This is a genomic window from Polaribacter butkevichii (assembly GCF_038024105.1).
GTDB lineage: Bacteria > Bacteroidota > Bacteroidia > Flavobacteriales > Flavobacteriaceae > Polaribacter > Polaribacter butkevichii.
The window spans coordinates 881,598-904,930 of sequence record NZ_CP150661.1 but is presented as its reverse complement, the minus strand read 5'-3'; the positions used below and the strand labels follow the sequence as shown (position 1 = coordinate 904,930).

Annotated in this window: 21 protein-coding genes; 4 read left to right on the top strand and 17 right to left on the bottom strand. The window is 29.6% G+C overall.

From position 1 onward, the window contains the following. Positions 1–21: 21 nt before the first annotated feature. From WG951_RS03545 to WG951_RS03525, 5 genes are all read right to left on the bottom strand, one after another. On the bottom strand, positions 22–3,675 hold the full coding sequence (locus tag WG951_RS03545) for an AAA family ATPase (protein WP_105048825.1): 3,654 nt from the start codon (positions 3,673–3,675) through the stop codon (positions 22–24). An 11-nt stretch (positions 3,676–3,686) separates the two neighbouring features. Then, a complete protein-coding gene (gene sbcD, locus WG951_RS03540; protein ID WP_105048824.1) occupies positions 3,687–4,889 on the bottom strand; it encodes an exonuclease subunit SbcD in 1,203 nt (400 codons plus the stop codon). A 285-nt stretch (positions 4,890–5,174) separates the two neighbouring features. Next, positions 5,175–6,023, bottom strand: coding sequence for an SDR family oxidoreductase (locus WG951_RS03535; RefSeq protein WP_105048823.1), 849 nt, complete (start codon positions 6,021–6,023; stop codon positions 5,175–5,177). 302 nt (positions 6,024–6,325) lie between these two features. Next, positions 6,326–6,856 (bottom strand): hypothetical protein, encoded by a 531-nt coding sequence (locus WG951_RS03530; protein ID WP_146105262.1) that lies wholly within the window; start codon positions 6,854–6,856, stop codon positions 6,326–6,328. 103 nt (positions 6,857–6,959) lie between these two features. Next, positions 6,960–7,820 (bottom strand): helix-turn-helix domain-containing protein, encoded by an 861-nt coding sequence (locus WG951_RS03525; protein ID WP_105048821.1) that lies wholly within the window; start codon positions 7,818–7,820, stop codon positions 6,960–6,962. A 418-nt stretch (positions 7,821–8,238) separates the two neighbouring features. Here WG951_RS03525 and WG951_RS03520 point away from each other — a divergent pair, with 418 nt between their 5' ends. Beyond that, the gene (locus tag WG951_RS03520) at positions 8,239–9,192 is read left to right on the top strand and encodes a carboxypeptidase-like regulatory domain-containing protein (RefSeq protein WP_105048820.1); all 954 of its coding nucleotides are present in this window, start codon (positions 8,239–8,241) and stop codon (positions 9,190–9,192) included. A gap of 4 nt (positions 9,193–9,196) precedes the next feature. Next, the gene (locus tag WG951_RS03515; protein WP_105048819.1) at positions 9,197–9,721 is read left to right on the top strand and encodes a hypothetical protein; all 525 of its coding nucleotides are present in this window, start codon (positions 9,197–9,199) and stop codon (positions 9,719–9,721) included. A gap of 129 nt (positions 9,722–9,850) precedes the next feature. On the opposite strand, the gene WG951_RS03510 is transcribed toward WG951_RS03515, so the two are convergent. Then, a complete protein-coding gene (locus WG951_RS03510) occupies positions 9,851–10,834 on the bottom strand; it encodes an endonuclease/exonuclease/phosphatase family protein (RefSeq protein ID WP_105048818.1) in 984 nt (327 codons plus the stop codon). A 524-nt stretch (positions 10,835–11,358) separates the two neighbouring features. On the opposite strand from WG951_RS03510, the gene WG951_RS03505 reads away from it, so the two are divergent. Continuing rightward, positions 11,359–12,264 (top strand): hypothetical protein, encoded by a 906-nt coding sequence (locus tag WG951_RS03505; protein WP_105048817.1) that lies wholly within the window; start codon positions 11,359–11,361, stop codon positions 12,262–12,264. A 275-nt stretch (positions 12,265–12,539) separates the two neighbouring features. Here the strand turns inward: WG951_RS03505 and WG951_RS03500 are convergent, their stop codons facing one another. Continuing rightward, entirely contained in the window at positions 12,540–15,101 is a 2,562-nt protein-coding gene (locus tag WG951_RS03500) for a reprolysin-like metallopeptidase (protein WP_211296708.1), read from the bottom strand. Positions 15,102–15,826: 725 nt separating this feature from the next. Between WG951_RS03500 and WG951_RS03495 the strand changes: the two genes are divergently transcribed. Beyond that, positions 15,827–16,255 carry an FKBP-type peptidyl-prolyl cis-trans isomerase gene (locus WG951_RS03495; protein WP_105049379.1) on the top strand — a complete coding sequence of 143 codons (429 nt, stop codon included), beginning with the start codon at positions 15,827–15,829 and terminating at the stop codon, positions 16,253–16,255. A gap of 135 nt (positions 16,256–16,390) precedes the next feature. Here WG951_RS03495 and WG951_RS03490 read toward each other — a convergent pair whose 3' ends face one another. The 10 genes from WG951_RS03490 to WG951_RS03445 form a co-directional block, all read right to left on the bottom strand. Then, a complete protein-coding gene (locus WG951_RS03490) occupies positions 16,391–17,704 on the bottom strand; it encodes a DUF3570 domain-containing protein (RefSeq protein ID WP_394365379.1) in 1,314 nt (437 codons plus the stop codon). A 75-nt stretch (positions 17,705–17,779) separates the two neighbouring features. Next, positions 17,780–17,992 (bottom strand): DUF4266 domain-containing protein, encoded by a 213-nt coding sequence (locus tag WG951_RS03485; protein WP_105048815.1) that lies wholly within the window; start codon positions 17,990–17,992, stop codon positions 17,780–17,782. Continuing rightward, positions 17,989–18,969, bottom strand: coding sequence for an FAD:protein FMN transferase (locus WG951_RS03480; RefSeq protein WP_245893501.1), 981 nt, complete (start codon positions 18,967–18,969; stop codon positions 17,989–17,991). The genes WG951_RS03485 and WG951_RS03480 overlap by 4 nt, the downstream gene beginning before the upstream one ends. Position 18,970: 1 nt before the next feature. Further along, the gene (locus WG951_RS03475; protein WP_105048813.1) at positions 18,971–19,411 is read right to left on the bottom strand and encodes a thioredoxin family protein; all 441 of its coding nucleotides are present in this window, start codon (positions 19,409–19,411) and stop codon (positions 18,971–18,973) included. A gap of 175 nt (positions 19,412–19,586) precedes the next feature. Then, positions 19,587–20,273, bottom strand: coding sequence for a haloacid dehalogenase type II (locus WG951_RS03470; RefSeq protein WP_105048812.1), 687 nt, complete (start codon positions 20,271–20,273; stop codon positions 19,587–19,589). Positions 20,274–20,280: 7 nt separating this feature from the next. Next, positions 20,281–20,940, bottom strand: a complete 660-nt coding sequence (locus WG951_RS03465; protein ID WP_105048811.1) for a peroxiredoxin-like family protein — start codon at positions 20,938–20,940, stop codon at positions 20,281–20,283. 33 nt (positions 20,941–20,973) lie between these two features. Beyond that, positions 20,974–21,630, bottom strand: a complete 657-nt coding sequence (locus WG951_RS03460; protein ID WP_105048810.1) for a DsbA family oxidoreductase — start codon at positions 21,628–21,630, stop codon at positions 20,974–20,976. Between the two features lie 3 nt (positions 21,631–21,633). After that, positions 21,634–21,948, bottom strand: coding sequence for an EthD family reductase (locus tag WG951_RS03455; protein WP_105048809.1), 315 nt, complete (start codon positions 21,946–21,948; stop codon positions 21,634–21,636). 83 nt (positions 21,949–22,031) lie between these two features. After that, positions 22,032–22,583: a carboxymuconolactone decarboxylase family protein gene (locus WG951_RS03450; protein WP_105048808.1), complete on the bottom strand. Its 552-nt coding sequence runs from the start codon at positions 22,581–22,583 to the stop codon at positions 22,032–22,034. 74 nt (positions 22,584–22,657) lie between these two features. Beyond that, complete coding sequence (locus WG951_RS03445; protein ID WP_105048807.1) at positions 22,658–23,221, bottom strand: TetR/AcrR family transcriptional regulator; 564 nt, start codon at positions 23,219–23,221, stop codon at positions 22,658–22,660. Positions 23,222–23,333 lie beyond the last annotated feature (112 nt).

The following is a 23,333-nucleotide window of genomic DNA, read 5'->3' as shown; positions in this document are numbered from 1 at the left end:
CAATTAATTTAAAATAATATTCTACAATATAGCAACCACACTAACTCCGTTATTCTTTTTTGTTATTTGAATCTGAGTAGGTATACGTTCTTTTAAGTTTTCTACGTGAGAGATAATTCCTATTATTTTACCTTGCGATTGTAACGTTTCTAGGGTAGAAATTACGGTTTCTAGCGTATTGCTATCTAAAGTACCAAAACCTTCATCAATAAAAAGAGAATCTATTTTTACATTTTTACTTGCTAAATCAGATAAACCTAAAGCCAAAGCCAAACTAATGATAAACTTTTCTCCACCACTAGAAGTATCTACCAATCTTGCTTGATCTGTTTGATAATGATCTATTAAATTAAAATTAAGCTCTTCTTTGGGTTTGTAATTATCTTCCATTTTTAAAGAATATCGCTTGTTTAATTTGTACAAATGCACATTGGCAAGGTCTAATAAATGTTTTAAAGTTAACCGTTGTACATATACATTAAACGCATCTTTAGAGTTACCGATAATAACAAATAGTTCTTTCCAAACTTTACAAATTTCTGCTTGTGCCTCAATCTTTTTATAGACCTCTTGATTTCTATCTCTAATTTCTTTGTCTTTTCTAAAAGCTTCTACTATTTTACCTTTTTCAGTTAATACGTTACTGTTTTTAGTTTTTAAAGCAGTTAATGTTAATTTACTTTCTGCTTCGGTAGTTTCAAACTTTTTAGATGTAATTAAGGCTGATTTTTCTTTTAAATTAGCCTCTTGTAATGTTTTTAAACGAAGTTGTTTATCTTCAATTAATTTTTTGTTTTTAATATATTCTGCTTGTTGTTCTTCTGTTAATAATGCTTTTTCAACATCTTCTTTTAAAGAGAAATCACTGTTTTTTAACTGAGAATTAAAAGTTGTTCCTATCGTTTTTAATTTTTCTTTTAAAATCTCTTGTGCTTTACTATTTTCTAATTTTAAAGCTTCTTGCTTATTTTTTAAATCTAAAAGTTCCTGCTGTTGTTTTTTTGATGCTTCAACTTTTTTAGATAAACCATTTCTAACGGTTTGTAATTGTGCTCGTTTGTTTTCTACAGAAATTGCTATAGGTAAAATTGCTACACGTTCTTTTTTTAGTAAATCAATTTTAGTGTTAGAATTTTTAATTGATGTGAAGTGCTCTTTTTGAGTTTTAAGTAGTGTTTCTTGTTGTTTTTTAGTGTTTTCTAACTTAGAGTTGGTTAGTTTTATATTTGCTCTTAATTGCTCTAAATTTTTCTCTTTTTTATTGAATTTAAGAATAGAACCTTTTAAGTTTTCTATAAATGAATGGCTGTTTTCTATAGAAGGTAATTCCAAATTAAACTTTGTCAGTTTTGTTTTTAAACTAGTTTCTAGTTGAATAACAGTTGCCTTTAATTGCTCAATTAGTTTATTCTTTTCTTCAATTTCTGTAGTTGCATTTTTATTCTTTTCAGTAAGCGTGGCAACACCCGTTTGAATTTGATTTAAATATTGACTTTGTTTTTTTAGATTTTCTTCTAATTTGTTTTTAACTTCCTGTAATTCTTGCGCTGTTTTTAGGCGTTTATCTAAAGCTAAAATTTGTTCGGTTATGTTTTTAAACTCCGTTTCAATTTTTGTAGAATTTGTTAAATCACAATTAAGCTCTAATTGATTGGCATTTAATTGGAGTACTTTTAATTCTTCATTTATAATAGCATCTCTCTTAATTAAAGTGTTTATCTCAGTCTTTAAGGCAACTTCATTTTTTTCTAATTCGGTTTTAGAGAGATTAAATAATTGAAGCTTTTCCTTTCTTTGTTGCAATTCTAGTTCAGATTTAGAAACACCAATAGAAACCAAATGTTCTGTAAAAGGATGTACTGTAGAACCACATAAGCCACAAGGTTCTCCCTCAATTAAATTTTTACGATCACTTTCATATTTAGAAATACTTTTTTCTAAATTTAAAATTTTATCGGCATCAGAAACTGCTTTTTCTTGTGTTTCAATTTCTTTATTTATAGCAGTAATTTGCTTTTTATTTTCTTCTGTTTTAATAGAAAATGTTTTTTTATTTTCTACTAAGTTGGTTTGTTCTTTTTTTAATTTAATTATTTGCTCAGAAAATTGTTTAAACTGTTTCCAATTAGTTTCTTTAGCAGCTAATTTTGTTTTTTCGGCTAATAAATTAGATAAATTATTTTTAGTTAATTCTAAAGTAATCTCTGTAAGCTCTTTTTCTGTTTTTTTGAATTCAATATTTTTAGCTTCAAGAATTTTATTGCCTTCGTTTAATCTATTTTTAGTTTTTTCAATTTCTTCCTTTTTAAGAATTACAAAAGCAGCAGCGTCTTTTAAGGTTTCTTTTTTATTCTTTAAAGAAGCAATTTCACTGGTCCAATTTGATATTTCTAAATCTACTTCTTTTAAAAATTTATTTTCTAAAACATAAGTTTCATCAACTTTAATTGCAGATGTTGTAGTAGCTAAAACCTTATTTAACTGAATTTCTTCTGTATTTAAAAGCTCAATTTCTTTGGTTTGTTTTTCTAAATCTAGTTCAATCTTTTGTTTGTTATCAACTTCATTTTTAATTTTACTATCTAGGTTTGTAATTTTATCAAACTTAGGCAACCAATTAGCAAAATCTTTGTCGGCAGTATGTAACGCTTCCGTATCTTTAGCAGTAAGTAGCGTTAATTTTTCAATTTCTGGTTTTAATGTTTTTAATTGATTTTCTAAAGCTTCTAATTGTTTCGATTTTTCTGAAGCTTCTAAGGTTGTTCTCTTTAAATTCTGAAGAACTTCTTTAAAAGGTGCCGCTTTTTCGTTTAAATCTAATAAGCTTAATTCTGCTTTATGCTTTTCAATTAATAAGTTAATGTCTTTAGATTCTAATTCTAGTTGTGCTGTTTCCGTAAGGATTTTCTGATATTTAACATACCATTCTACAATTTCTTGAGTCGTTTTTATTTCGGCATCAATCTTAATAATATCTGCATCTAAATCTTTGTCTTTTTGTAATAATTCTGCTTTAGCCTCTTCCGTTAATACATCATCTGCATTAATTTTAGATTGAATTTCTACTAATTTTTTTTCTTCTTTCGATTTTCGATCTAAAATACCTTGCCCAATTTTTTTATAAATCTGCTCGCCCGTAATCTGTTCTAATAAACGTCCTTTTTCAGGTCCTTTGGCAGTTAAAAAAGAAGCAAATTCACCTTGTGCCAACATTACAGACCGTAAAAACTGATTGTAATCTAATTGTGTAACCTGAATGATGTTTGCAATTAAGTCTCTTTTTTGAGTTGCTAAAATAGTATCTGTAGTTAAGTTTTTTAAACTAACTTCTTCTTTAGCATTTTTGTATTTTTTTCCTTTTTTATCGGCAATTCGTATTCCCCAAAAGGTTTCGTAAACAGTTAGGTCATTTTGAAACGTAATTCTACTAAATGCATCATTGGCACCATGGCTTACAACGTCTAATAAAGTTCCTTTTGTACCATTAAAACGTGGCACATTATGATACAAAGCAATAGTTATGGCATCTAAAATAGTTGTTTTTCCTGCACCAGTAGAGCCTGTAATTGCATACAAACCAACATCTTTAAATTGTTCACTTTCAAAATCAATAACAGTGGGAGCGTCTGATTTTAATGAATTTATATTTTGTAATTCTATCTTTAAAATTTTCATAGGAAGCTGCCTTATTGGTTTTTAACGGATTGTAAAATTTCATTAAAAGCATCTTTAACTTCTGGGTTATTTTTTAAATCATATCCCATTTCTTCACACTTTAATTCAAAAACTTCCATTGGCAAGAGTTCTTTTATCGATTTTGTTTCTGCTAACAATTCTTCAATACCTTTGGTGTTTCGTTGTTTTTTTAAAGCAATTTTTAAAATTTCAAAAGGATATTGTTCTGCAGCATTTTTTAAATCGTCTGTATTTACGGTATGTGCTTCTTTAAGTGCAATTTCTACCCAAGGTGTTAAATTGTATTCGTTATCTGTTATTGTTGTAAATTGAGCTATACATGCATCAATGGTTCCTTCTAGTTTATAAAAGTTTCTAAAATGCGGAATTATAGCATCTTCAATCGAACTAATTTTATTGTTTTCTATTGTTAAAACAATTATTTTTTTATCATATTTTAACTCACTAAAACTTAAAATATTGGGTGATCCAGAATACCGTATCTTATCATTATTACCAATTATTTGAGGCCTGTGTAAATGACCTAAAGCCACATAATCAAAATACGTAGGGAAATCTTGGGCACCAATATGTCCTAAGGTTCCAACATAAATATTTTGTTCGCTATCACTAATAGAACCACCTGTTGCAAATAAATGTCCCATGGCAATTACAGGGGCATTACTTTTATTTATGGTTTCACATTGTTTTGCTGCGGAATTGTAATGGTTAATTAATGCTGTTTTGTACTTATCGGTTAATTCATCAAAAGTTTCGCCAGCAACTGCACGTCTAATATCTCCATCTCGTAAATAAGGTACAGCTGCAATAATTACTTTTTCGTTATTGATTTCAATTTCAAAAACTTCATCTTCTATATGTTCCGTTGCTTTACCAACTACCTTAATAGAAAGTGCATTTAAAATATGTTTTGGGGCATTTAAGGTTCCCGGAGAATCATGGTTTCCGCCGGTAATAATTATCGATTTACATGTGGTACCGTTAAGTTTTACTAAAAAACTGTAATACATTTCTAAACTTTGGTTGGATGGAGAACCGGTGTCAAAAACATCGCCAGAAATTAAAAGTACATCAATTTTTTGCTCAATAATGTAAGTTTCAATCCAATTTAAAAATAAAGATTGTTCTTCAAATTGAGATTGTTCGTGCAGTCGATGTCCTAAATGCCAATCGGCAGTGTGTAGTATTTTCATTTTCTTTTCAATTTTTAACTTTTCTAGTCTATAGCATCCGTGTAAATTCCAGTTTTTAGATGGAATTTATAAGTAGATATCACAAGTAAAATACATAGAGCTAAAATACCTTTTTTGAGTGAAAAAAGCAGCAATCAAAAAGACCTTTTTATTCTGATTTATAAGTAGATTTTATAAAGTAGGAGAGAAGTTGGTATAAAAAAATAAAGCTCAAATATACTATTTGAGCTTTATTTTTGAAAATTGGGGGACATTAAATTTTGTGTTTAGCTTTTTAGAGCTATTTTATTTACTCTCTATAGCTTCTATTATTTCTAAAGGAGTTTTATGTGGTCTTCCTGTAGCTTTTTCAAAATCAGAAGGTATGTTATTAGCACCGTTACGAATACCTTCATAAATACCAGCAATAACAGTTCCTAAGAAATCGCCTAATTCTTTTTTTCTTTCGGTTGCATATTCATCAACAGAAACTCCGTTGTAAATAAGTTTTGTACCATATACTTGGTTTATGTAATCTGCTAATTGTGTTTGGGTAATAGGTGTGCCTACTAAATTGTAAACCTGTCCGTTGTGTTTAGATTCTAAAAGCATTTTTGTGTAAGCATATCCTAATTCACCTCTACTAGTATAGGTACATTTTCCATCCCCAGCACAATTTCTTATTTCTCCTTCTTTAACATAGGTGTCTATGTATTCTAAATCTGGTTCTATGTAAATTCCGTTTCTACCAATTACCCAATCTAATCCAGCGTTTTGCACATCTAGTTCTGTTTGTCTATTGCTTTGTACAATTGGGCTGAATGCGTTTTTTTCTGCATCGCCAACAATACTTGTATACACTATTTTTTTTACACCATTTGCTTTTGCTGCCTCAATAACATTTTTGTGTTGTTCAATTCTTTTTTGGGGTTCGTCCATTCCAGAAACTAAAAGTAAGGTAGTTACACCTTGCAATGCAGCATCAAAATGGTTACGATTATTATAATCTCCTTTTCTAATTTCAATGCCTAAATGGGCTACTTTTTCTGGAGTACGTGCTATTCCAATTACATTTTCTTTTCCTATTTCTTTAATGAGGTGTTTTGCGATAGACATTCCTAATTGTCCACTAACGGATGTAACTCCTATTTTCATACGATTAAATTTTAAATAGAATTAATGTACTGCAAAGGTGAGATTTCTAAAAATGAATTGGTAGGTAAATCTCTGATTAAAAATGGTAAAAGTGAGACTCGTTTTTATTGCAACTAATTATTTATGCTAGTTACTTTAGTAATAGATTTTTGTTTTTTTAGCAGTTAAAATTTTAGTTAAGAGTAATGTATGGCTTTTTTCTTTTATTAATTTTTATAAATACTTTAAAAAGTAAACTCCTACAGATAATTGGTGCAAACATTATCAGCAGGAGTGAGGTGGATTAAAAATTTTTACTTTATTTAATTTAAAGTGATTGTAAAACTTTGACCAGGCTTAAAATCATAACCTTCACCAATTTCAACAACCAAAACTGTATCAGAATCAATTCTTAGGTTTACAGACGAATTGCTTGATGTAAATCCGTTTATGTCTTGTGCGTTTTCAAAAGTAAAGTAGTATCTGTCATAAGTATCGGCTTCCATTACTCTAAATAAATCGCCGTAAGTAGCATCATCTGCCTTTGCAACTAGCTCAAAAGTAATACTGTTTTTATCGATATCAATATCATATAAATTTAGTAGATAAGAAGGGAATTCTACCGATTCGCTAATACTAGATGTTGCAGCTAAGGCACCTGCAGGTTGGTGAAATAAATCTTCGATTGCTAATTCAGCTCCTTGTGTAAATGCTGTAGATTGAAATGTGTTGGTTACTGTTACATTAGAACCTAATGTTATAGGGTCAGATATATCATCATTATTACTACAAGAATAAATTGTGATTGATAATAAGATTACAGCTAGAAATTTTAATTTAGAATAGTTCATCATTTTGTTTTTATATTGATTATTAATACTGCAAAATTGAAGTATTTCTAAAGTTATTTAATTGGCAAAATGATGATAAAAATGGTAAATTTGGGAATTACGCTAATTATTTATTTCTAAAGTTTTTAGGAGAAATACCCATTTTGTTTTTAAAAAACTTGGTAAAATTGGTTACTTCATCAAACCCAAGATCAAAGGCAATTTCTTTTAGACTTTTTTCTGTACTAACAATGGCGCGTTTTGCTTCTAGAATTACGTATGCGTCAATAAAAGATTTGGCAGTGTTTAAAGTAAAATCTCTAACTGTTTGGTTTAATAGTTTTGTAGAAATATGCAATTTATTGGCGTAGTCTTTTACGTTTCTAGTTTTAGTGTAATCAGATTCTACCAAATTTTTAAAATTGATAAAAGCATCGTATTGTTTTAATTTATGATTTTTTAACTCGCTTGTGTTAGATTTTCTTTCTAATTTTAATAAGTAAATGTTTAATAAGGATGCAATAATATTTTTTTTAGCAAAGCTATTTTCGGTTGTGAGTTCTTCTACAAGTTGATTCAAAAAAATATCATTACCTTCTTTATCATTGGCAATGGGTGATGTAGTATGATAATTATATAAGTGAGAAATTAAATTTATAGAAGATTTTGAAAAATAATTTAGCACAAAATCTTCAGTAAATATAATTAAGAAACCTTCGTATTTTGGATTTTTTTGAAACGCATGTACTTGTCCTTTCGCTATTTTTAAAACAGAACCAGCAGATAAATTGTAATCTTTTAAATCTATTTGATGTTTTCCAGAACCTTTAGTTACAATTAATAATGTAAAAAATGTTATTCTATGTGGTAATACAGGGTTATGATCTAAATTGGTAAATATTCTTGCAAATAGATTGGAGAGGTTAATAAATTCAAAATCTTTAGAGTTTGTGCTACTATTATATGATATGTTTGGAATGTTCTTCAAATTGTTTCTTTAAGTTCATTAACGGAATAATAAAATCTTTCTAAGTTTACTTTACTATGGAATTCCTGTTTTCTATTTTTTTAAATGAAGATAAATATACAAATTAAATTAGGTTGGTTTTCGTTTAGAAATATAATCGTCTTTAATATCTTGTATTTTTTTGATTATAAAGGTTTTTTATTTTACATAGTTGTCATAGATATTACTTAAAAATTAACAAAGTTGCGGATAAGAATCAATAGAATTCGTTTTTTTTTTTAGCTTAAATATTTTTTACTTGAAAAAAATGGGGCTTTAAAAAGTAGATAATCATCAGTAAATTAATATGTTATTTTTTTAAAACCTGACAAATGTCATAGAAATTACTAATACTATCCTATAGCTTTAAAAGAAAAAAAATAAAATAAATTTATATGATATGAAAAATAATATTCATTCTATTTCAACTATCGAAGGAGTAGGTTCTTCTTACGAGAAAATGTTTAAAAAAAAAGGGATATCATTAAGTGAAGACTTAATTATATTAAAGCCATCAACTTTAAAAAAACGATTTAAAGATAAAGTAGAAATTCAAAAAAAACTGAAAGGATTTATTACTCAAGCATCTTTTTTAGAGGTTACTAAAGATAAACAGTTAGCAGAAGTGTTTCAAAAATCTGGTTTACAGGGTTTAGCAGAGTTGTATTCTAGAAGCCCTCAAAAATTGGTAGATATTGTTGAGCAAGGAAAAAAGAAGGGTTTAATAAAAGTCAGTTTAACATTAGAAAATGCTTTTAATATTCAAAAAAGAGCTATAGAAACAAAATTTACAACCGTATTTTTTGGCACATTAAAAGATAAAAATAATAACCCAGTACCTAATGCAGCCATCTATATTAATAATAGAGAAACAGTAACAGACAAAAATGGTAAATTTTTTATTTCTAGAATAGAATATGGAAAACATAAAGTATTTATAGATGTAAAAGGGTTTAATCAAGTTTTACTTACAAAAGATTTTCAATTAAATAGAAAGGTTAGTAATACTATTATTCTAACAAAAGGAGATAGAAAAATAAACAGAAAAAATAGCAATACCGTAAACCCTGGAGATCAGTTTAAAACTTTAAAAGTAGCCATAGAAGATGTTAATATTGATGACCAATATTATATTACAAAATTATATAAAAATGGAAATATTGGTTTAAGATCGATACAGCAAAAACAAACTGATAATTGTATTTATACCAACAAAGTTAAAGTACTTCCTACTTTTTTTAAAGCAAAGGATATTCAATTAAAAAACACTTTTAAATGGGATGGAAATAAGTTTGTAAAGCTCTCAAAAACATTTTCGGAATTAAGATTATTAACAAAAAGAAATAAAATATAACGATATGGATTTTTTTTTAAAATGGGTATTTAACCCTGATGGCGAAGGTTGTGGTACTTGTCAAGATGCAAGTGGACAAATATATGATACAGAACCAGATAGACCACATCCAAATTGTGAATGTGAAATTCGTGAAGTTTATGTAGATGAAGATGATAATATTATTGATGAGTCAGAAGAAACGTGCGAAGAAGAAGAGAGTGGAGATGTCTCTGATACATATTTCTTAAATAAAGATTATATTAGAATTGGAGCAGATATTGATATAGATAAAACGTTTAATTCAAGTGAACTAGAAGGTTTAATAGAGTCTGAGTTAGACATAGTTAAAAATTTAAATTTTAGTCATGATGAACAGCAATTAAATGAAACTCATATACTTGAACCAGGTGAAACTGAAGATGATTTAAATCCATCTTTAACAATAACTTGGTCTTATACACAAAATGTTTGTAGAAATGTAGAAGGTAAAGTAACTTCAAATGATGTTAAAGTAAGCTTTTCAGACTTTGATTTTTCTTGGTATTAATTTTAGTGCACTATATACACATTTAATAAATCTTAGTAGCCTTTTTAAACCTACTAAGATTTATTTTTGGCTAAAGTAAAAACAGCTCTTCCTTTATAAATTTGTGCATAAAACCAAATACATAAAAACTTATTTTTCTATTAATTTTATAGAAACAGGTAGATGATCGCTATAACCATTTGGATTGTATTTTTTACCAGAAAGTTTAAACCTTACAGGCGTTTTATACTTGCCTTTAACCATTCCTTTAAATACTTCTATTTTGGCCGTTTCTTTTCCAATGGTAATATTACTATTATTAAATAAAAGTCCTTTAGAAACTAAAATTTGATCTAGAATACTCGAATTAGAACCATAAACGTAAGTACCTAATCTATTTCCTGCTAATTCCCACATTAAATTATATAAGTATGGGTTTCTGCCAGCTTTAACTTTTTCTAGGTTATTGGTAGAAAGGGCATATTCTTTTAATGATCTATCAAAAGGTTCATCGTTAAAATCGCCCAAAACTACAATCGGAATTTTGTCTCCAAGTTCTTGTTGAATTCTCATTATCCAGTAACTTAATGTTTCTGCAGATATAATTCTGTAAGGTTCAGATTCAAATTTGCCAGCCATTCTAGAAACCCAATGGTTTAGTAATAAAACCAAATCATTTCCTTTTATAGTTTCAAGTTCTACTTGTAAGATGTCTCTTGTTGGAGATCGTTTTGTTATTCTATATGTAAAAACTTTATTCTCACCATCTAGTTGTTTAATTTTATATTTATTAGAATCAAAAATAACACCAATATCAATACCTCTTTTGTCTTCCATACTATGATGAATTACTTTATACGCCCTTTGAGGTAATAATAGATTTAATTTATTTGATAATTGCTCAAGAACATAAAGATTTTCAACCTCACATAAACCGTAAATATCCGATCCTTTTTCTTGATTCATTTGTATCATTATAGAAACAAGATTGTTTAGTTTGTTCTCAAGTAAAGTACTATCCCAATATTTTAATTCTTTAGCTAGAGTTTTTGCAAGCCATTCTGGTCTTCTTGGAGATGTCTTTATATCAAATAAATTTTCTGTATTCCACCACGTTATATAATGTGCTACCATTAGCGTTATAATTAAAAGTTTTTTTATTTAGATTGTTGCCCCCAAATAGGTGCATCATTTAAACATCAGTTTTATCAATAAATATAAACATTTTTTTTGAGTAAATTTTCAGAGTTAAGTTTGTGATGTTATTGAAAATTAAAATTATTAGCTAGTTTTTAAAATTTAATTAGGATCTATGTTTTATGATTATACGGTTTTTCTTTTAGTATTATAATCTTTATTAAAGTTTTTATTTTTAATATTTATAAAAAAATAATTATGTTTTTTTAGTACTAGTTATTCTATTTGTAGATTTATTAAATAAGTGTTTTGTAGTTAAATTATATACTTATTAGTGCTTTAAATGGTTTTTTTAGAAGTAAAAAGGTAAATCAACACAGTTTAGAACAGAACAGGTTGGTACATGGTGGTACGGTATACCTCAGGATAGATGTAAAATAATTTCCTTTTATGTTTACAAAAAGAATGAAAGTTTATAGTGAACAAATCATTCTTATCAACTAACCTAAATTATAATTAAAATGAAAAAACAATTAAATTTAATGACTTTAAAAACACTGGCAATCGTTGCATTGTCAGCCGTTGCAATTTCTTGTTCAAACAATGACCAAGAAGTATTGGAAGATGACATGAATGCTATTCAGGATGAAAGTTCTGCTCCTGAAAGTAATAATTTAACTTCTGCTTGTAGTTTTGGGAATATGAAGTATACTTATTCTGGTGGTTTTGATGTTAACAAGAATGTTAATACAGAAATAGACGATAGATCTTGCCCTTATAATTATGTTCAAACAACCAATGGTACACCATATACTTGGGGTGTTTATAGATTAAGAGCAGGTACAAGTACTGATGGACTACAACCAAGAATAGAAAGAGCTAGTAGGGTAGTTACAAAAGTAAGAAGTGGAAACTATGTTAGTGTAAATGGAGTTGTTCGAATTAAAAAAGCAGGAGATGGAGCATCTACTTCTACTAATGGTAATTTAGGTAACAGTAACGGAACTTATTTTATACAAGCTAAAGGAACTCATAATGGTGGGGGTGGATCTCCAGATCCAGCAATTTGCTTGTTCGTAGCTAAGCCTATTACGGTAAATGGTGTGCAATATTATGATATTTACCGTGAGCAAATAACAGTTCGTGGTGGATCGGGTGCTGGCGGAAGAACATTGTATGGACCTATAACAAGAGTAAGACAAAATAGAGATTTTGCTGTTAATGTAACTACAGGTTTTCATCAAAACCCAGGACAAAGCATGTCTCATTATGTTAATGCTACCATAAATGGAGTAACTGCTAATTTTCAAGTTCCAAGACCAGATTTAGCAAAACAAGCTAAATTGCGTATGGGAGCTTACCGTTGTAAAGGTGGTGAAGCAGAAATTTTATGGCGTAGTGTAACTTCTGGTTTCAGAAACAATTAATAATTTATTATAATTAAATAAATGACTGCCTGAAAATTAATTTTCAGGCAGTTTTTTTATGTAATAGCTTTTATAAAAAACGGTTATTATGCTATAATATACAATAGGGCAGGTATTTTGTTTTTAGTGTAGTAAATGTAAATAACATACACTTTTAGAATGGGGCAGATTTAACTAAAAAGAGCTCTTTTATCACTAATTATAACTAGTTTAAATCTGGATAAATAGTGTGATGCAGAATAAATACTGTGTGTTTAATATCTATCTTTAGCAATCTAATTGATTATTATTTTTTTAGAATAGGAGTTATTAGAATCTGTAATTCTTAAAAAGTACACTCCCGGTTTTAGTCTTAATATAGAAATATTTTCATTTAAAAAGGTAACCTCTGGTAGGTATTTAGAATAAATAAGTTGACCGTTAATATTAAAAAGGTCTATATTAAGTTTCTTATAAGAATGAAGCGCTTTTGCTTTGATACTAAAATTTCCAGAATTTGGATTTGGAAATACCACAAAATCTTTAAAAACGTCATCTTTAAAAATAACATTTTTCTCTTCTTTTTTACATAATTCTATAAACCAAGAATTTAAAACGGCATAGTTTTCAAGTCCAATATCGGTAAGTTCAATAGTCCAATCTCCTTTAGCATCTTCATTATTAAAGGTTGATAATGCGTCGTTAAGTGATTTTTGACGAATATTAGAGCCACTTTTTAAACAGTTAAAAGCAATAGATTCATCATCAAAAACAGTAATTAAGTTTTTTTCAATAGAACAACTATTACGTGTTTTAAGTGTAATTTCGGTACCCTTTGGGCTTTTAATGGTTATTTTTAAATCTCCAATATTAGGGTGTGCTATATTTACACCTATATTAATGTCTGATATTATGATTGATTCTGGTACTGTTATAGTATGTGTTACAATAAAAGGTAAAATTTGATCTTCATTAAATATCTGTAAATCTAAATTTTGTTCAGATTCATAATTCGTACAATTACTAAAAAGAGCTACATTAATGGCAATGGTTTTTTTATTTATGGCAAAGAAATTGTTATTAGAAGCCTCTAGCATAAATCGGCATTCAGATGAAGTTATATTTGGAATATTAAAAGTGTAAGCGCCATTGTTGGGTATGTTTTTAGCAATAACTATATCATAAGAAATACCACCATTTGTAGAAAGTAGTAAATTTAACTGCTCCGCACCCAATAGTTTATTGGTGTTATTTACCTGCCATTTAATGGTTTGAGAGCTTCCTTTAGCTATTGTTATATTATCTTCTGCAAAATTTATAATTTTAAAGGGGCCATAGGCATCATCAAATGTAATTTTAATATCATCAAAAGTAGTTACTGCTTCTAAAGGAATATTTTCTCTAGTTGTTAATCTAAAATTTGCAGATCTAGAAACATTGGGTATTTTTTCCCATTGGGTACTATTTAAGCCAAATCTAAGGTCTGTAAGATTAGGAAAATACCTAACAGAATTTGTAGTTGGCGGATAACTTCTAAATAAAACAGCATCTGGGTCTTTTAAGTCTGGGTTTGGATATACTGTTTTTGCACCATTATCATTTATTTGCTCCCAGCAGTAGGTTTGTTTATTTTGATTATTAGGTAAAGCACTTAATTTAAAAGGAGTGCCAATGGGTAAAAGTAAATCTGTTCTTGTGTTTGTTGTATTTGAGTTGTTGTTTAATACGTTAGTAGTACCACAACTAGTATTGTTTAGCGTATTTTTTATTTGTTCAATTGATATGCCATGAAAATAAGCATCGTTTGCCAATTGAATGTTAGATGATTTTCCTAACCCAGAATATCCCATTATTGTAGATCCACTACCAGGTTCTACTTGTACTTTAGTTCCTTCGTTTCCTCCGGCAGTCCATGTGTGGTTGGCGCCTAATTGATGACCTATTTCATGTGCAAGCAAACTAAAATCAAAATAAAAACCAGTAGGTGTGTTGCTAGATGAATATGCGCTTCCTTTTTTACCACTTTCACATATACAACCTATGCAATTGGCATTTCCTTCTATGCCTACAGCAGATAAAAGGTGACCTAAATCGTAATTAGAATCGCCTATAACTTCATCAAGGTTTTGTTGTAACTCTTCTCCATACTCGGATGAGAAATCAGAATATGGATCGGTTTCTTCATCAAGATAAATAATAGCATCATTATTTTCAGCCAAAACAAAAGATACATTAAAATCTCTCTCAAAAACGGCATTTATATTCGTTAAACTAGCAACCAAAGCGGCATTTACATCTGCTAATGAGTTACCATGAAAACTAGAATATTCACCAGTTACAGACAATGCTAGAGTGAAAACTCTTTTTTGAGAACTATTCTTTTTTAATATGCCTTTTTGTTTTAAATTATTGTTTTTAACGCTTGTTTTGCATGAAAAAGGTAATAACATTTCATCTGAGGGGCTATGAAGAATAGAAAAACTATTTTTTAAATGAGTATTTGGTTGATAAAATACAGAATGATCACTTGCTAAAAGTACACCAGAAAAACCTTTGTTAGGAGAGAGGCTAAATCTTAAATAATTAGAAGGGGTATCTATACCGTAACCTACATAAGATTTTATAGCAGTATATTTTTTTTGCATTGCATTTTGCATAACAGATAACTCAGTGATTTTAAATCTTTCTAGTGTACCATTAGCATTCGGAAAATAAATAATATTTTTTTCTTTTTTTGAAAGCGTGTTTAAACCTTTTGTATTATTTAACGCAGTGCTCAGTTTTTTATAATCAAAACTATAAACAGTATCTTTTTTATTTTGTTTACTATTTCTTGATGTATTTAATTTAAAAAACAAATTATTTTGAGCCGTTCCTAAAAAAAAGGAAAAACAAAAAATAATAGTTATAAAAAAATGAAAATTAAGTTTCATTTGTTAGCTGTATAAGAGGTTAATATTAGTGTAACAAATAGTGATTAAAGCCATTTTTTTATTTAAAATAAATTGTCTTTTAAAAAAGGGAATCATCAGTTGGTTAGGTTTGGCTTGTAGTTAAAAAAAATATAGAATTATTTAGTTGAGGTAAGGTTAATTTAACAGCTTTCTTAAGGTGTTTTTAAAGAATAGACTAAATTATTTTATTTTTAAGTTCACATTATTTGTATTGTAAAAAGAGAAAATTTTATTAAGATAAATATACAAATTAATTGAGGTAAGTTTTCAACTTGAAAATAATTATTTTGGTGAAAGTTTAAATAAAACTTTAAAATAGGATGTTATTTTTAAAAATATAATATTGTATTTTACAAACTTGTCATAGATATCACCTTAAAACTGTTTAAAACTGACAAAGTTGCGGATACGTTGTGGGAATAAAAAATTATAAAAAAATAAGGCACTTAAGTTGGTTTTTGTTCTTATAAGCCAATCACAGCGTGTTTTTTTTCTTTTAAATGGAGTTGTTTAGGTGTTTTATTATTTTTTGGCTTGGTTTTAGCGGACAATCTTTCTGTAAGTTTAAACTAAAAGAGTTTTTGTGTAAGAATTATGCAAAAGCTATTTTTCAAATTAAAGAATATAGTATGAGTCAAGTAAAAGAGAACAATACCGTAAAAGTACATTATACAGGTAAATTAACTGATGGGCAAATTTTTGATACGTCTGAAGGAAAAGAACCAATTGAGTTTACTTTAGGAGAAGGAAAGTTAATACCTGGATTTGAAAAGGGTTTAATCGACATGAAAGTAAGTGAAAAGAAAACCATTACTATTGCTAAAGAAGAAGCATATGGTGAGGTAAACGAGCAATTAATACAAGAAGTTAATAAATCTGACCTTCCACAAGATATGGAGCCTCAAGTAGGTATGGGATTGGTTTCTAAATCGCCAGACGGACAAGAAATGAATTTAATGGTTGTAGAAGTAAAAGACGATAGTATTGTAATTGATGGTAATCATCCTTTAGCTGGTAAAGATCTTGTTTTTGATCTTGAAGTTGTAGAGATTAACTAAACTACAAATATTTATAAATTACAAAACACCCTTTGCAAAACATTGTTTCGCAAAGGGTGTTTTTTTATTACTGTAAATCCGTTTTTTATCCCAATTAAAAAATCTGTGGTTCACTTTTTTAAACTGATAAAGTTACTAATCCATTACAAATTTAAAGCCAGCTGTAATAATGCTAGAACTAAAAGATGTATCTCTATCATATTGATAAAATTTTAGGTCGATACTTTTTAAACCAAAGTTTCTAATATGCATTTTAGCAAAAATATCGGTGTAAGAAACTCCAAAACCAAATTGATTGGCGGTGTATTTAGATAAATCGTAATCAGAAGTATAATAAACGTCTGTAGAAAGTGCAGTCTCTTTAGGTTTAAAATAATCTGCAGCTGTTTGGTTGTAATACCTATATGATGGATACAACGTAAATTTATCTGTAATTTTTATAGGAACTTCTAAACTTGCGGTGTGAGACGAAATTCCCCAATCATCAGAATAATAACGATAAAAAGATCTAAGAGTAACAAATTCATTTAAATACCAATTTAAACGACCACCTGCTGCTACTTTAAATCTAGAATCTGGTAAACGTTCAATATCATCAGCAAGCTGAAAACTATCTATAAACGAATCGGCTACATCACTAAAATAAACTCTTTGAAAAGGGGTTGATAATAACCCGTTTTGTTTTACAAAATCTAAAGCTAAAGAACCTTGTACTTTTTTATGCAGTATTTGAGAAAATCCAAAACCGAATGAATATGAGTTTCTGGCTGTACCATCTAAAGGAACAAAATTAGGTGCGTAGTCGGTATTCCCTGTAATTGTATAATTACTGATATCAAAATGATCTTCATCACCTTTACCGCCATTTGCTTTTCTTAATTCTATCGGATACAATAATTTCCAAGAATCTATGTATACGTTACCATGTACACTTACTTCTGTGTTTTTCTGATTAAAAAGTTTGGTATAACTTCCGCCAACACCAACAGAAAAATAATCATACTCAGAAGAAATGGCAAGTTTGGTAGACCAAATATCATTTCTATCGTCTGAACTATGGGTGTAACTCCCTGTAATGTTTGCCCAAAGATCTCCACTAGAAGCACCGGAAGATGCCTGAAACGGATCTGCTTTACCGTCATCAAAAGGATTAATATTACTAGAAGATGCAGATGTATAGGCAGAAATACCTGCATCTATAGTTAGCACATCGTCATCGTTTAAAGGCATAGCAACCACAAAAGTTCCGGTAACATCTGTTAACGATTCTGAACCTTCACCACCACTTACAGCAGCGTTATTTCCGTCTTGAGAGTAATAACTTGTTAAGAAATCTACTTCTGTAGTTTCTAGGACACGTTTTTTGTAGACTTTAGCTTCGTCTTGTTTTGTTTGTGCATTTATTTTTATAAAAGCAAACACACATATAAAAAGAATTATTTTTTTCAATTGATTGAGACTAATTTGTTCTTAAAATCCGCTTTTAAGCGGGATAATTTTTAATTTTACTTAAAAAGTATGTGATTAATTGCAACCGCAACCACCACCAGTTTTACCTCCATTTGCACCAACAGCAGCTTCTCTATAAGAATGTGCTGTAGTAACATTACGGTCGCATTTCTTATCAGAAAGCAACATATCTGGGTCGTTTATATTTACTTTTTCATATTCTTTTACCACTACACAACTACTAAAACTAATTGTTATCAATGCAGCGTATATACATTTTTTAATCATAATTTATCAATTTCTATATTTTTTGATGTTGTAATATTTCCCTGATCATCAATGATGATGCATTCTATTTTTGGTAATTGATTGATGCGATCTAAACCCACTTTTTTTCCCATTACAAAAACAGAAGTAGCAAGTGCGTCTGCCAATTCTGCTTTAGGCGCAAAAACGGTTACGCTAATAATTCCGCTAGAAGGATACCCTGTTCTTGGGTCTATAATATGTGTGTATCGTTTGCCGTTAAAGTTGACGTATTTTTCGTAATTACCAGAAGTAACTACGGCCTTATCTGTTAACGGAAATAAAGCAAATACTTTATTTTTATTCATAGGGTTTGTAATGGCTACCGTCCATTCTTTACCGTTAGGTTGTGTTCCCCAAGTATTCATATCGCCAGAGGCGTTAATAATGCCAGAAACAACTCCCTTAGAAATTAGAAGTGCTTTTGCTTTATCTGCGGCATAGCCTTTTCCGATTGCTCCAAAACCAATTTTCATTCCTTTAAGCTTTAAAAAAACAGTATGATTTTCTTTATCTAAAACAATGTTTTGAAAACCCACTTTAGCTACGGAAACGTTAATTGTTTTTTGCGAAGGCATTTTTTTCATGCTGCCATCAAATTTCCAAATTTTATCCATAGAGGCATAGCTAATATCAAAAGCACCATCGGTAAGTTTAGATATTTGAATTGCTCTTTCAATTAAATTAAAAAGTTCTGTATCTACTTTTACAGGTTTGATTCCTGCGTTTTTATTGATGGAAAAAGTTTGTGAATTGGCATCCCAAGAAGAAATAAGTTTTTCTATTCTTGTAATTTCTGCAATGGCTGTATCTAGATATTTGTCTGCTTCTGCGGTGTTGTTTGCAACCACCGTAATATCAAACCGACTGCCCATTAATTTAAGGACTCGTTTGTAAGATTCTTGTGCCGTACAAACAATGGATAATAGGAGTAGGGAAGTAGTAAGTAGTGTTTTCACTTTATTTTGTAAAAGTATTCAATTCTGCGATGTAATTTTCTGGGGTAATTTTTTTATAACCTGTTTCGCCAAGTACTTTACCGTTAGCATTAAGGACAACTACAAAAGGAAAAACTCCATTTTTGTTGTACGTTTCTGCTAATTTAGCATTTGCAGCAGTTTGTGAGTCTGACAACGCATTTTTCTTTCTCTTCGGAAAATCTGCTTGTAACATTACGTAATGATCTTTTGCATACTTTTTAAAAACAGTTGTACCCCAAATTTGGTGATCTAATTTAATACAAGGCGCACACCAATCCGATCCTTGAAAAACCAGTATAATCGGTTTCTTTTCTTTTGAAGCAATTTCTTTGGCAAGTTTAAAATCTGTTTGCCATTCTTGCGCATGTATAGTACTTATACTTGTTACTAAAAGTATAATAATTGCTATTACTTTTTTCATAATGCTGTTTCTTTATTTCTTTTAATTGTTTGATAATAATGATACCAGAACAGAACAACGAATCTATTATTTTTTTGTTGTAATAAAATTGATTTTCCTCATGTTATTTTCAAGTGTCTTTATATAAAACATGAGTTTCTAGAAGTTAAAAGTAAGCCTCTAACATCATATAAATTTACGCATATTTCACTAGAATTTCAGCTACTTTTTTTAAATTATTTTCTACAATTTCTGTCTTTGGAGCTAACGGAAAAAGTTGTTGCCCAGGTCTGCTTATAAAAGCAGCGCGCCAACCCGCCCAAAGAGCACCAGCAACATCCCAACCATGTGCTGCAATAAGCATACATTCATCTAACTGAACGCCCATTTTATGAGCTCCCCAAACATAGGTGTTGGTAAATGGTTTAAACTTACCAGCATCTTCTACACTAAGTAAATCATCAAAATAATCCGTTAAGCCAGCGTTTTTAAATTGATTTTTCAATCCTTCGTTAGAAGAATTTGTAAACGCAACTAATTTGTATCCGGCCTTTTTTAATTGGGTTAAAGCTTCTTTTACTTCTGGATGCGCAGGTAAATTTTGCATTGCTGCTACAATAATTTTACGTGCTTCCTCTTCTGAAATTACAATATCATTGTTTGCGGCAACCATTTGTAACGTTGCCGCACCAATATGTGTAAAGGGTTTGTATTGTCCGCTTGCGGAAACCACTAAAGAATACTGCAACATTGTTGTAAACCATAAAGAAAGTAAATCTTCTCTACCACCTAAAGCGATGCCAATTTGTTTTTTTACAGGAGAAAGATCTAAAAGCGTTTCGTTAACATCAAAGAATAGTACTTTTGGTTTTAATGTATTCATAACGGTCTTATTTTAATTTTTCTAATGCAGTGATAATTTCTGTTGGTTCTGCTCTTTGTCTATAATCAGCATCTAAAAAAGCATACTGAATGATTCCGTTTGTGTTGATAACATACGTTGCTGCCAAAGGCAATTGGTTGTCATTATTTCCATTTTTTTCGCTTAAACCGAATCCAGCTTCGTAAATATCAGCCACTTCATCCGTTAATTGAAATACAACACCATATTCTTTTCCAATAACATTATCAAGATCACTTAAAACAGTGAATTCTAAATTGTTTTTTTCCGCAGTGTCTAATGAGTTGTCTGGTAACTCTGGAGTTAGAGCAATCAGTGTAGCACCTGCTTTTGTAAATTCGGGTAACTTTTCTTGTAAATAGTGTAGCGTAATGTTGCAATAAGGGCACCATCCGCCTCTGTACCAAGTTAAAATTACGGGACCATTTTCTAGCTCGTTGTATAAAGAAACCTCTTTGTTTAACGCATTTTTTAGGGTAAAGTTTGGTGCTTTATCACCTACATTTAAGGCGTTTTCAAGTACTCCAGAATTGGCTACACTGGTAATACCATCTGCGTAAATCTTGTTTTTCTCTTTGGTAAACTTAGTAGCACCTTCTTTACGTTTTACGTTTAGTAATGCGTCTAATTCTCCTTTATTTGCTTCCATGGTTTTTAATTTTTAAAGAAATTACCTAAACAACTATGCAGTTTGGTGTTCTTTGATTAATTCGGATAGTACTTGTTTAAAGGTAGCTACTGGTTGTGCACCAGTTACGGCACTTTTTATGTTAAAAACAATTGTTGGTACAGAATTAACCCCTAAATTTTTCCAATAATTTTGTTTGAATCTTACTTCGTTTCTGGCATCTTCATTATCTAACTTGGCCATTCCTTCATCAGCATTTAAACCGACAGTTAATAATGCTTGTTTTAGAATGTCTCTTTTAGAAACATCTTTACGGTTGCTAAAAAAAGCAGTTGTTAAACACATTTTTAATTCGGTTTGTTTCCCAAAATCTTTGGCATATTCTAAAAGAACATGAGCATCAAAGGTGTTTACCATACGCATTTCATCAAAATAATCAAATTTAAAACCGAGTTCCTCTCCAGCTTCAGTCATATTTTGTTTTGATTCTTCTTGCTGCTCTTTGGTAGATCCATACTTTTCTGTGATATGTTCATTTACATTCTGACCTTCTGCGGGCATATTCGGATTCAATTCAAAAGGTTGCCATTCAATTTCTACTTGGTCTTGAATACCTAGTTCTGTTATGGCTTTTTCTAAACGTTTATAGCCAATGGTACACCAAGGACAAACAACGTCTGATACGATATCTATTTTTAATTTTTCTTTCATTTTTTAGAATGTTATCAATTCACTAATTTGAAGTTCTCCTTGTACATTACTGTAATTTTTTACATCGTCTGCAAATACTTTTGCATGCGGACCAAATGAAGCCTGAAAAGCAGCAACATCATCAAATAATAAATGTGCAATTGCTACATAAGGAGCCGGTTCTCCAGGAACTCTACTCGCAATGCCTAAATCTAACTCTAAACCTTTTAAGGCAGTACCAACTGCTTTAGAAATCATTGGTAAGTGACTGTTTTTATAATAATCTACATCAAACTGTACATCTTTACTGTTTGGGTACATTACGGATACTTTTATCATAATGAGATTTTTTTTAATATGAATAACTACAAATCTCCGTTTTATTCGGAAGATTTGTAGTTATAATAATGTTATTTTATGAATTATTTTTTCTCCCAAGCAAATGGTTGAAAAGCTGCATCTACTGGCGTATTTGCAATATGATTTGTGTAATTACTAATTACTTTTTGAGATAATCCTAAGATGATATCTAAAACACTTCTTTCTGTATAACCAGCAGCATAAAATGTATTTAAATCTTCTTGAGATACATGACCTCTGTTACGTGTAATGATTAATGTAAAGGTACGTAAAGCTTCTAATTTTGCACTTTCTAAAGGAGTTTCGTTACGTAATGCTTCTATAATAGCATCATCTACTTTCATCATTTTTGCAATTCCTGTGTGTGCAGGTACACAATAATGACAAGCGTGTTCTACGTTTATTGTTTGCCAAACTACCGTTAATTCGTCTGCATTAAAAGCTGTTTTTGTAAATAAATCGTGTAATGTTTGGTATGCTTCAAAAGCCTGAGGAGATGTAGATAAAACACCATGTAAACCAGGAATCATTCCGTATGCTTTTTGAGAACCTTCTAATAATGCTTTGCTTTCTTCTGGTGCTGTTTCTATGTTGTTAATTTTTAATGTAGTCATAATTTCTATTTTTAATTTATTATTTATGTTAATTTTAACTAAACAATCGTTTAGTTATCGAGTAAAAAAAATGTTTATATGTTTTTAAAAGTCATTTCTATATAATCTTCAATTTCTTGTTTTGTATTTACTCTAGCTGCAGCAGCCAAACCATGTTTTGCCAAGAGTAAAAAATTGGCTTGTTTTTGTATGGTGTCGGCGTTTCTTGTTCCGTCCATTTTTAATTTTTCAATAAACAATGTTTTTAAGTTATTCATAAAAGCATTCATTTCTTGTTTGATCAATAAATCTTCGCTTTCAGAAAATTCATTATAGGTATTGGTTACAAAGCAGCCTTTTTGGTTATCTTCTTTAAAGTTTTCGTTTACAGAGTCATAGAAAAACTGTTTAATGTCTTCAACTCCGTTGGATGCATTTTTAAATTTCTCTAAAATTACACTTACTTTGCTTTTGTAGCATTTTAAACTTTCAAGAAAAAGACCGTGCTTATTGCCAAAACTAGCGTAAATAGAAAATTTGTTAATCCCCATTTCTTTTTCTAGCATTTGCATAGAAGTGGTTTCATAACCTTTTCTCCAAAAAAGCTTCATTGCTTTTTCTACTACTTCGCTTTCGTTATATTCTTTTTTTCTTGCCATTATTTTTAACTACACCACAAAACTAAACAATCGGTTAGTAATAGAAAAACATTTTTATTATTTTAACTTAAAATTATAATTTGAGCTAAACTGTAAAAAATGATTACTTGTT

Coding starts and splice junctions, on each gene's coding strand:
- WG951_RS03455 (WP_105048809.1), bottom strand. CDS start 21,948: ATGATAAAAGTATCCGTAATGTACCCAAACAGTAAAGATGTACAGTTT.
- WG951_RS03510 (WP_105048818.1), bottom strand. CDS start 10,834: ATGGTAGCACATTATATAACGTGGTGGAATACAGAAAATTTATTTGAT.
- WG951_RS03485 (WP_105048815.1), bottom strand. CDS start 17,992: ATGATTAAAAAATGTATATACGCTGCATTGATAACAATTAGTTTTAGT.
- WG951_RS03470 (WP_105048812.1), bottom strand. CDS start 20,273: ATGAATACATTAAAACCAAAAGTACTATTCTTTGATGTTAACGAAACG.
- WG951_RS03495 (WP_105049379.1), top strand. CDS start 15,827: ATGAGTCAAGTAAAAGAGAACAATACCGTAAAAGTACATTATACAGGT.
- WG951_RS03460 (WP_105048810.1), bottom strand. CDS start 21,630: ATGAAAGAAAAATTAAAAATAGATATCGTATCAGACGTTGTTTGTCCT.
- WG951_RS03535 (WP_105048823.1), bottom strand. CDS start 6,023: ATGAAAATAGGAGTTACATCCGTTAGTGGACAATTAGGAATGTCTATC.
- WG951_RS03530 (WP_146105262.1), bottom strand. CDS start 6,856: ATGATGAACTATTCTAAATTAAAATTTCTAGCTGTAATCTTATTATCA.
- WG951_RS03445 (WP_105048807.1), bottom strand. CDS start 23,221: ATGGCAAGAAAAAAAGAATATAACGAAAGCGAAGTAGTAGAAAAAGCA.
- WG951_RS03515 (WP_105048819.1), top strand. CDS start 9,197: ATGGATTTTTTTTTAAAATGGGTATTTAACCCTGATGGCGAAGGTTGT.
- WG951_RS03545 (WP_105048825.1), bottom strand. CDS start 3,675: ATGAAAATTTTAAAGATAGAATTACAAAATATAAATTCATTAAAATCA.
- WG951_RS03450 (WP_105048808.1), bottom strand. CDS start 22,583: ATGACTACATTAAAAATTAACAACATAGAAACAGCACCAGAAGAAAGC.
- WG951_RS03475 (WP_105048813.1), bottom strand. CDS start 19,411: ATGAAAAAAGTAATAGCAATTATTATACTTTTAGTAACAAGTATAAGT.
- WG951_RS03505 (WP_105048817.1), top strand. CDS start 11,359: ATGAAAAAACAATTAAATTTAATGACTTTAAAAACACTGGCAATCGTT.
- WG951_RS03465 (WP_105048811.1), bottom strand. CDS start 20,940: ATGGAAGCAAATAAAGGAGAATTAGACGCATTACTAAACGTAAAACGT.
- WG951_RS03520 (WP_105048820.1), top strand. CDS start 8,239: ATGAAAAATAATATTCATTCTATTTCAACTATCGAAGGAGTAGGTTCT.
- sbcD (WP_105048824.1), bottom strand. CDS start 4,889: ATGAAAATACTACACACTGCCGATTGGCATTTAGGACATCGACTGCAC.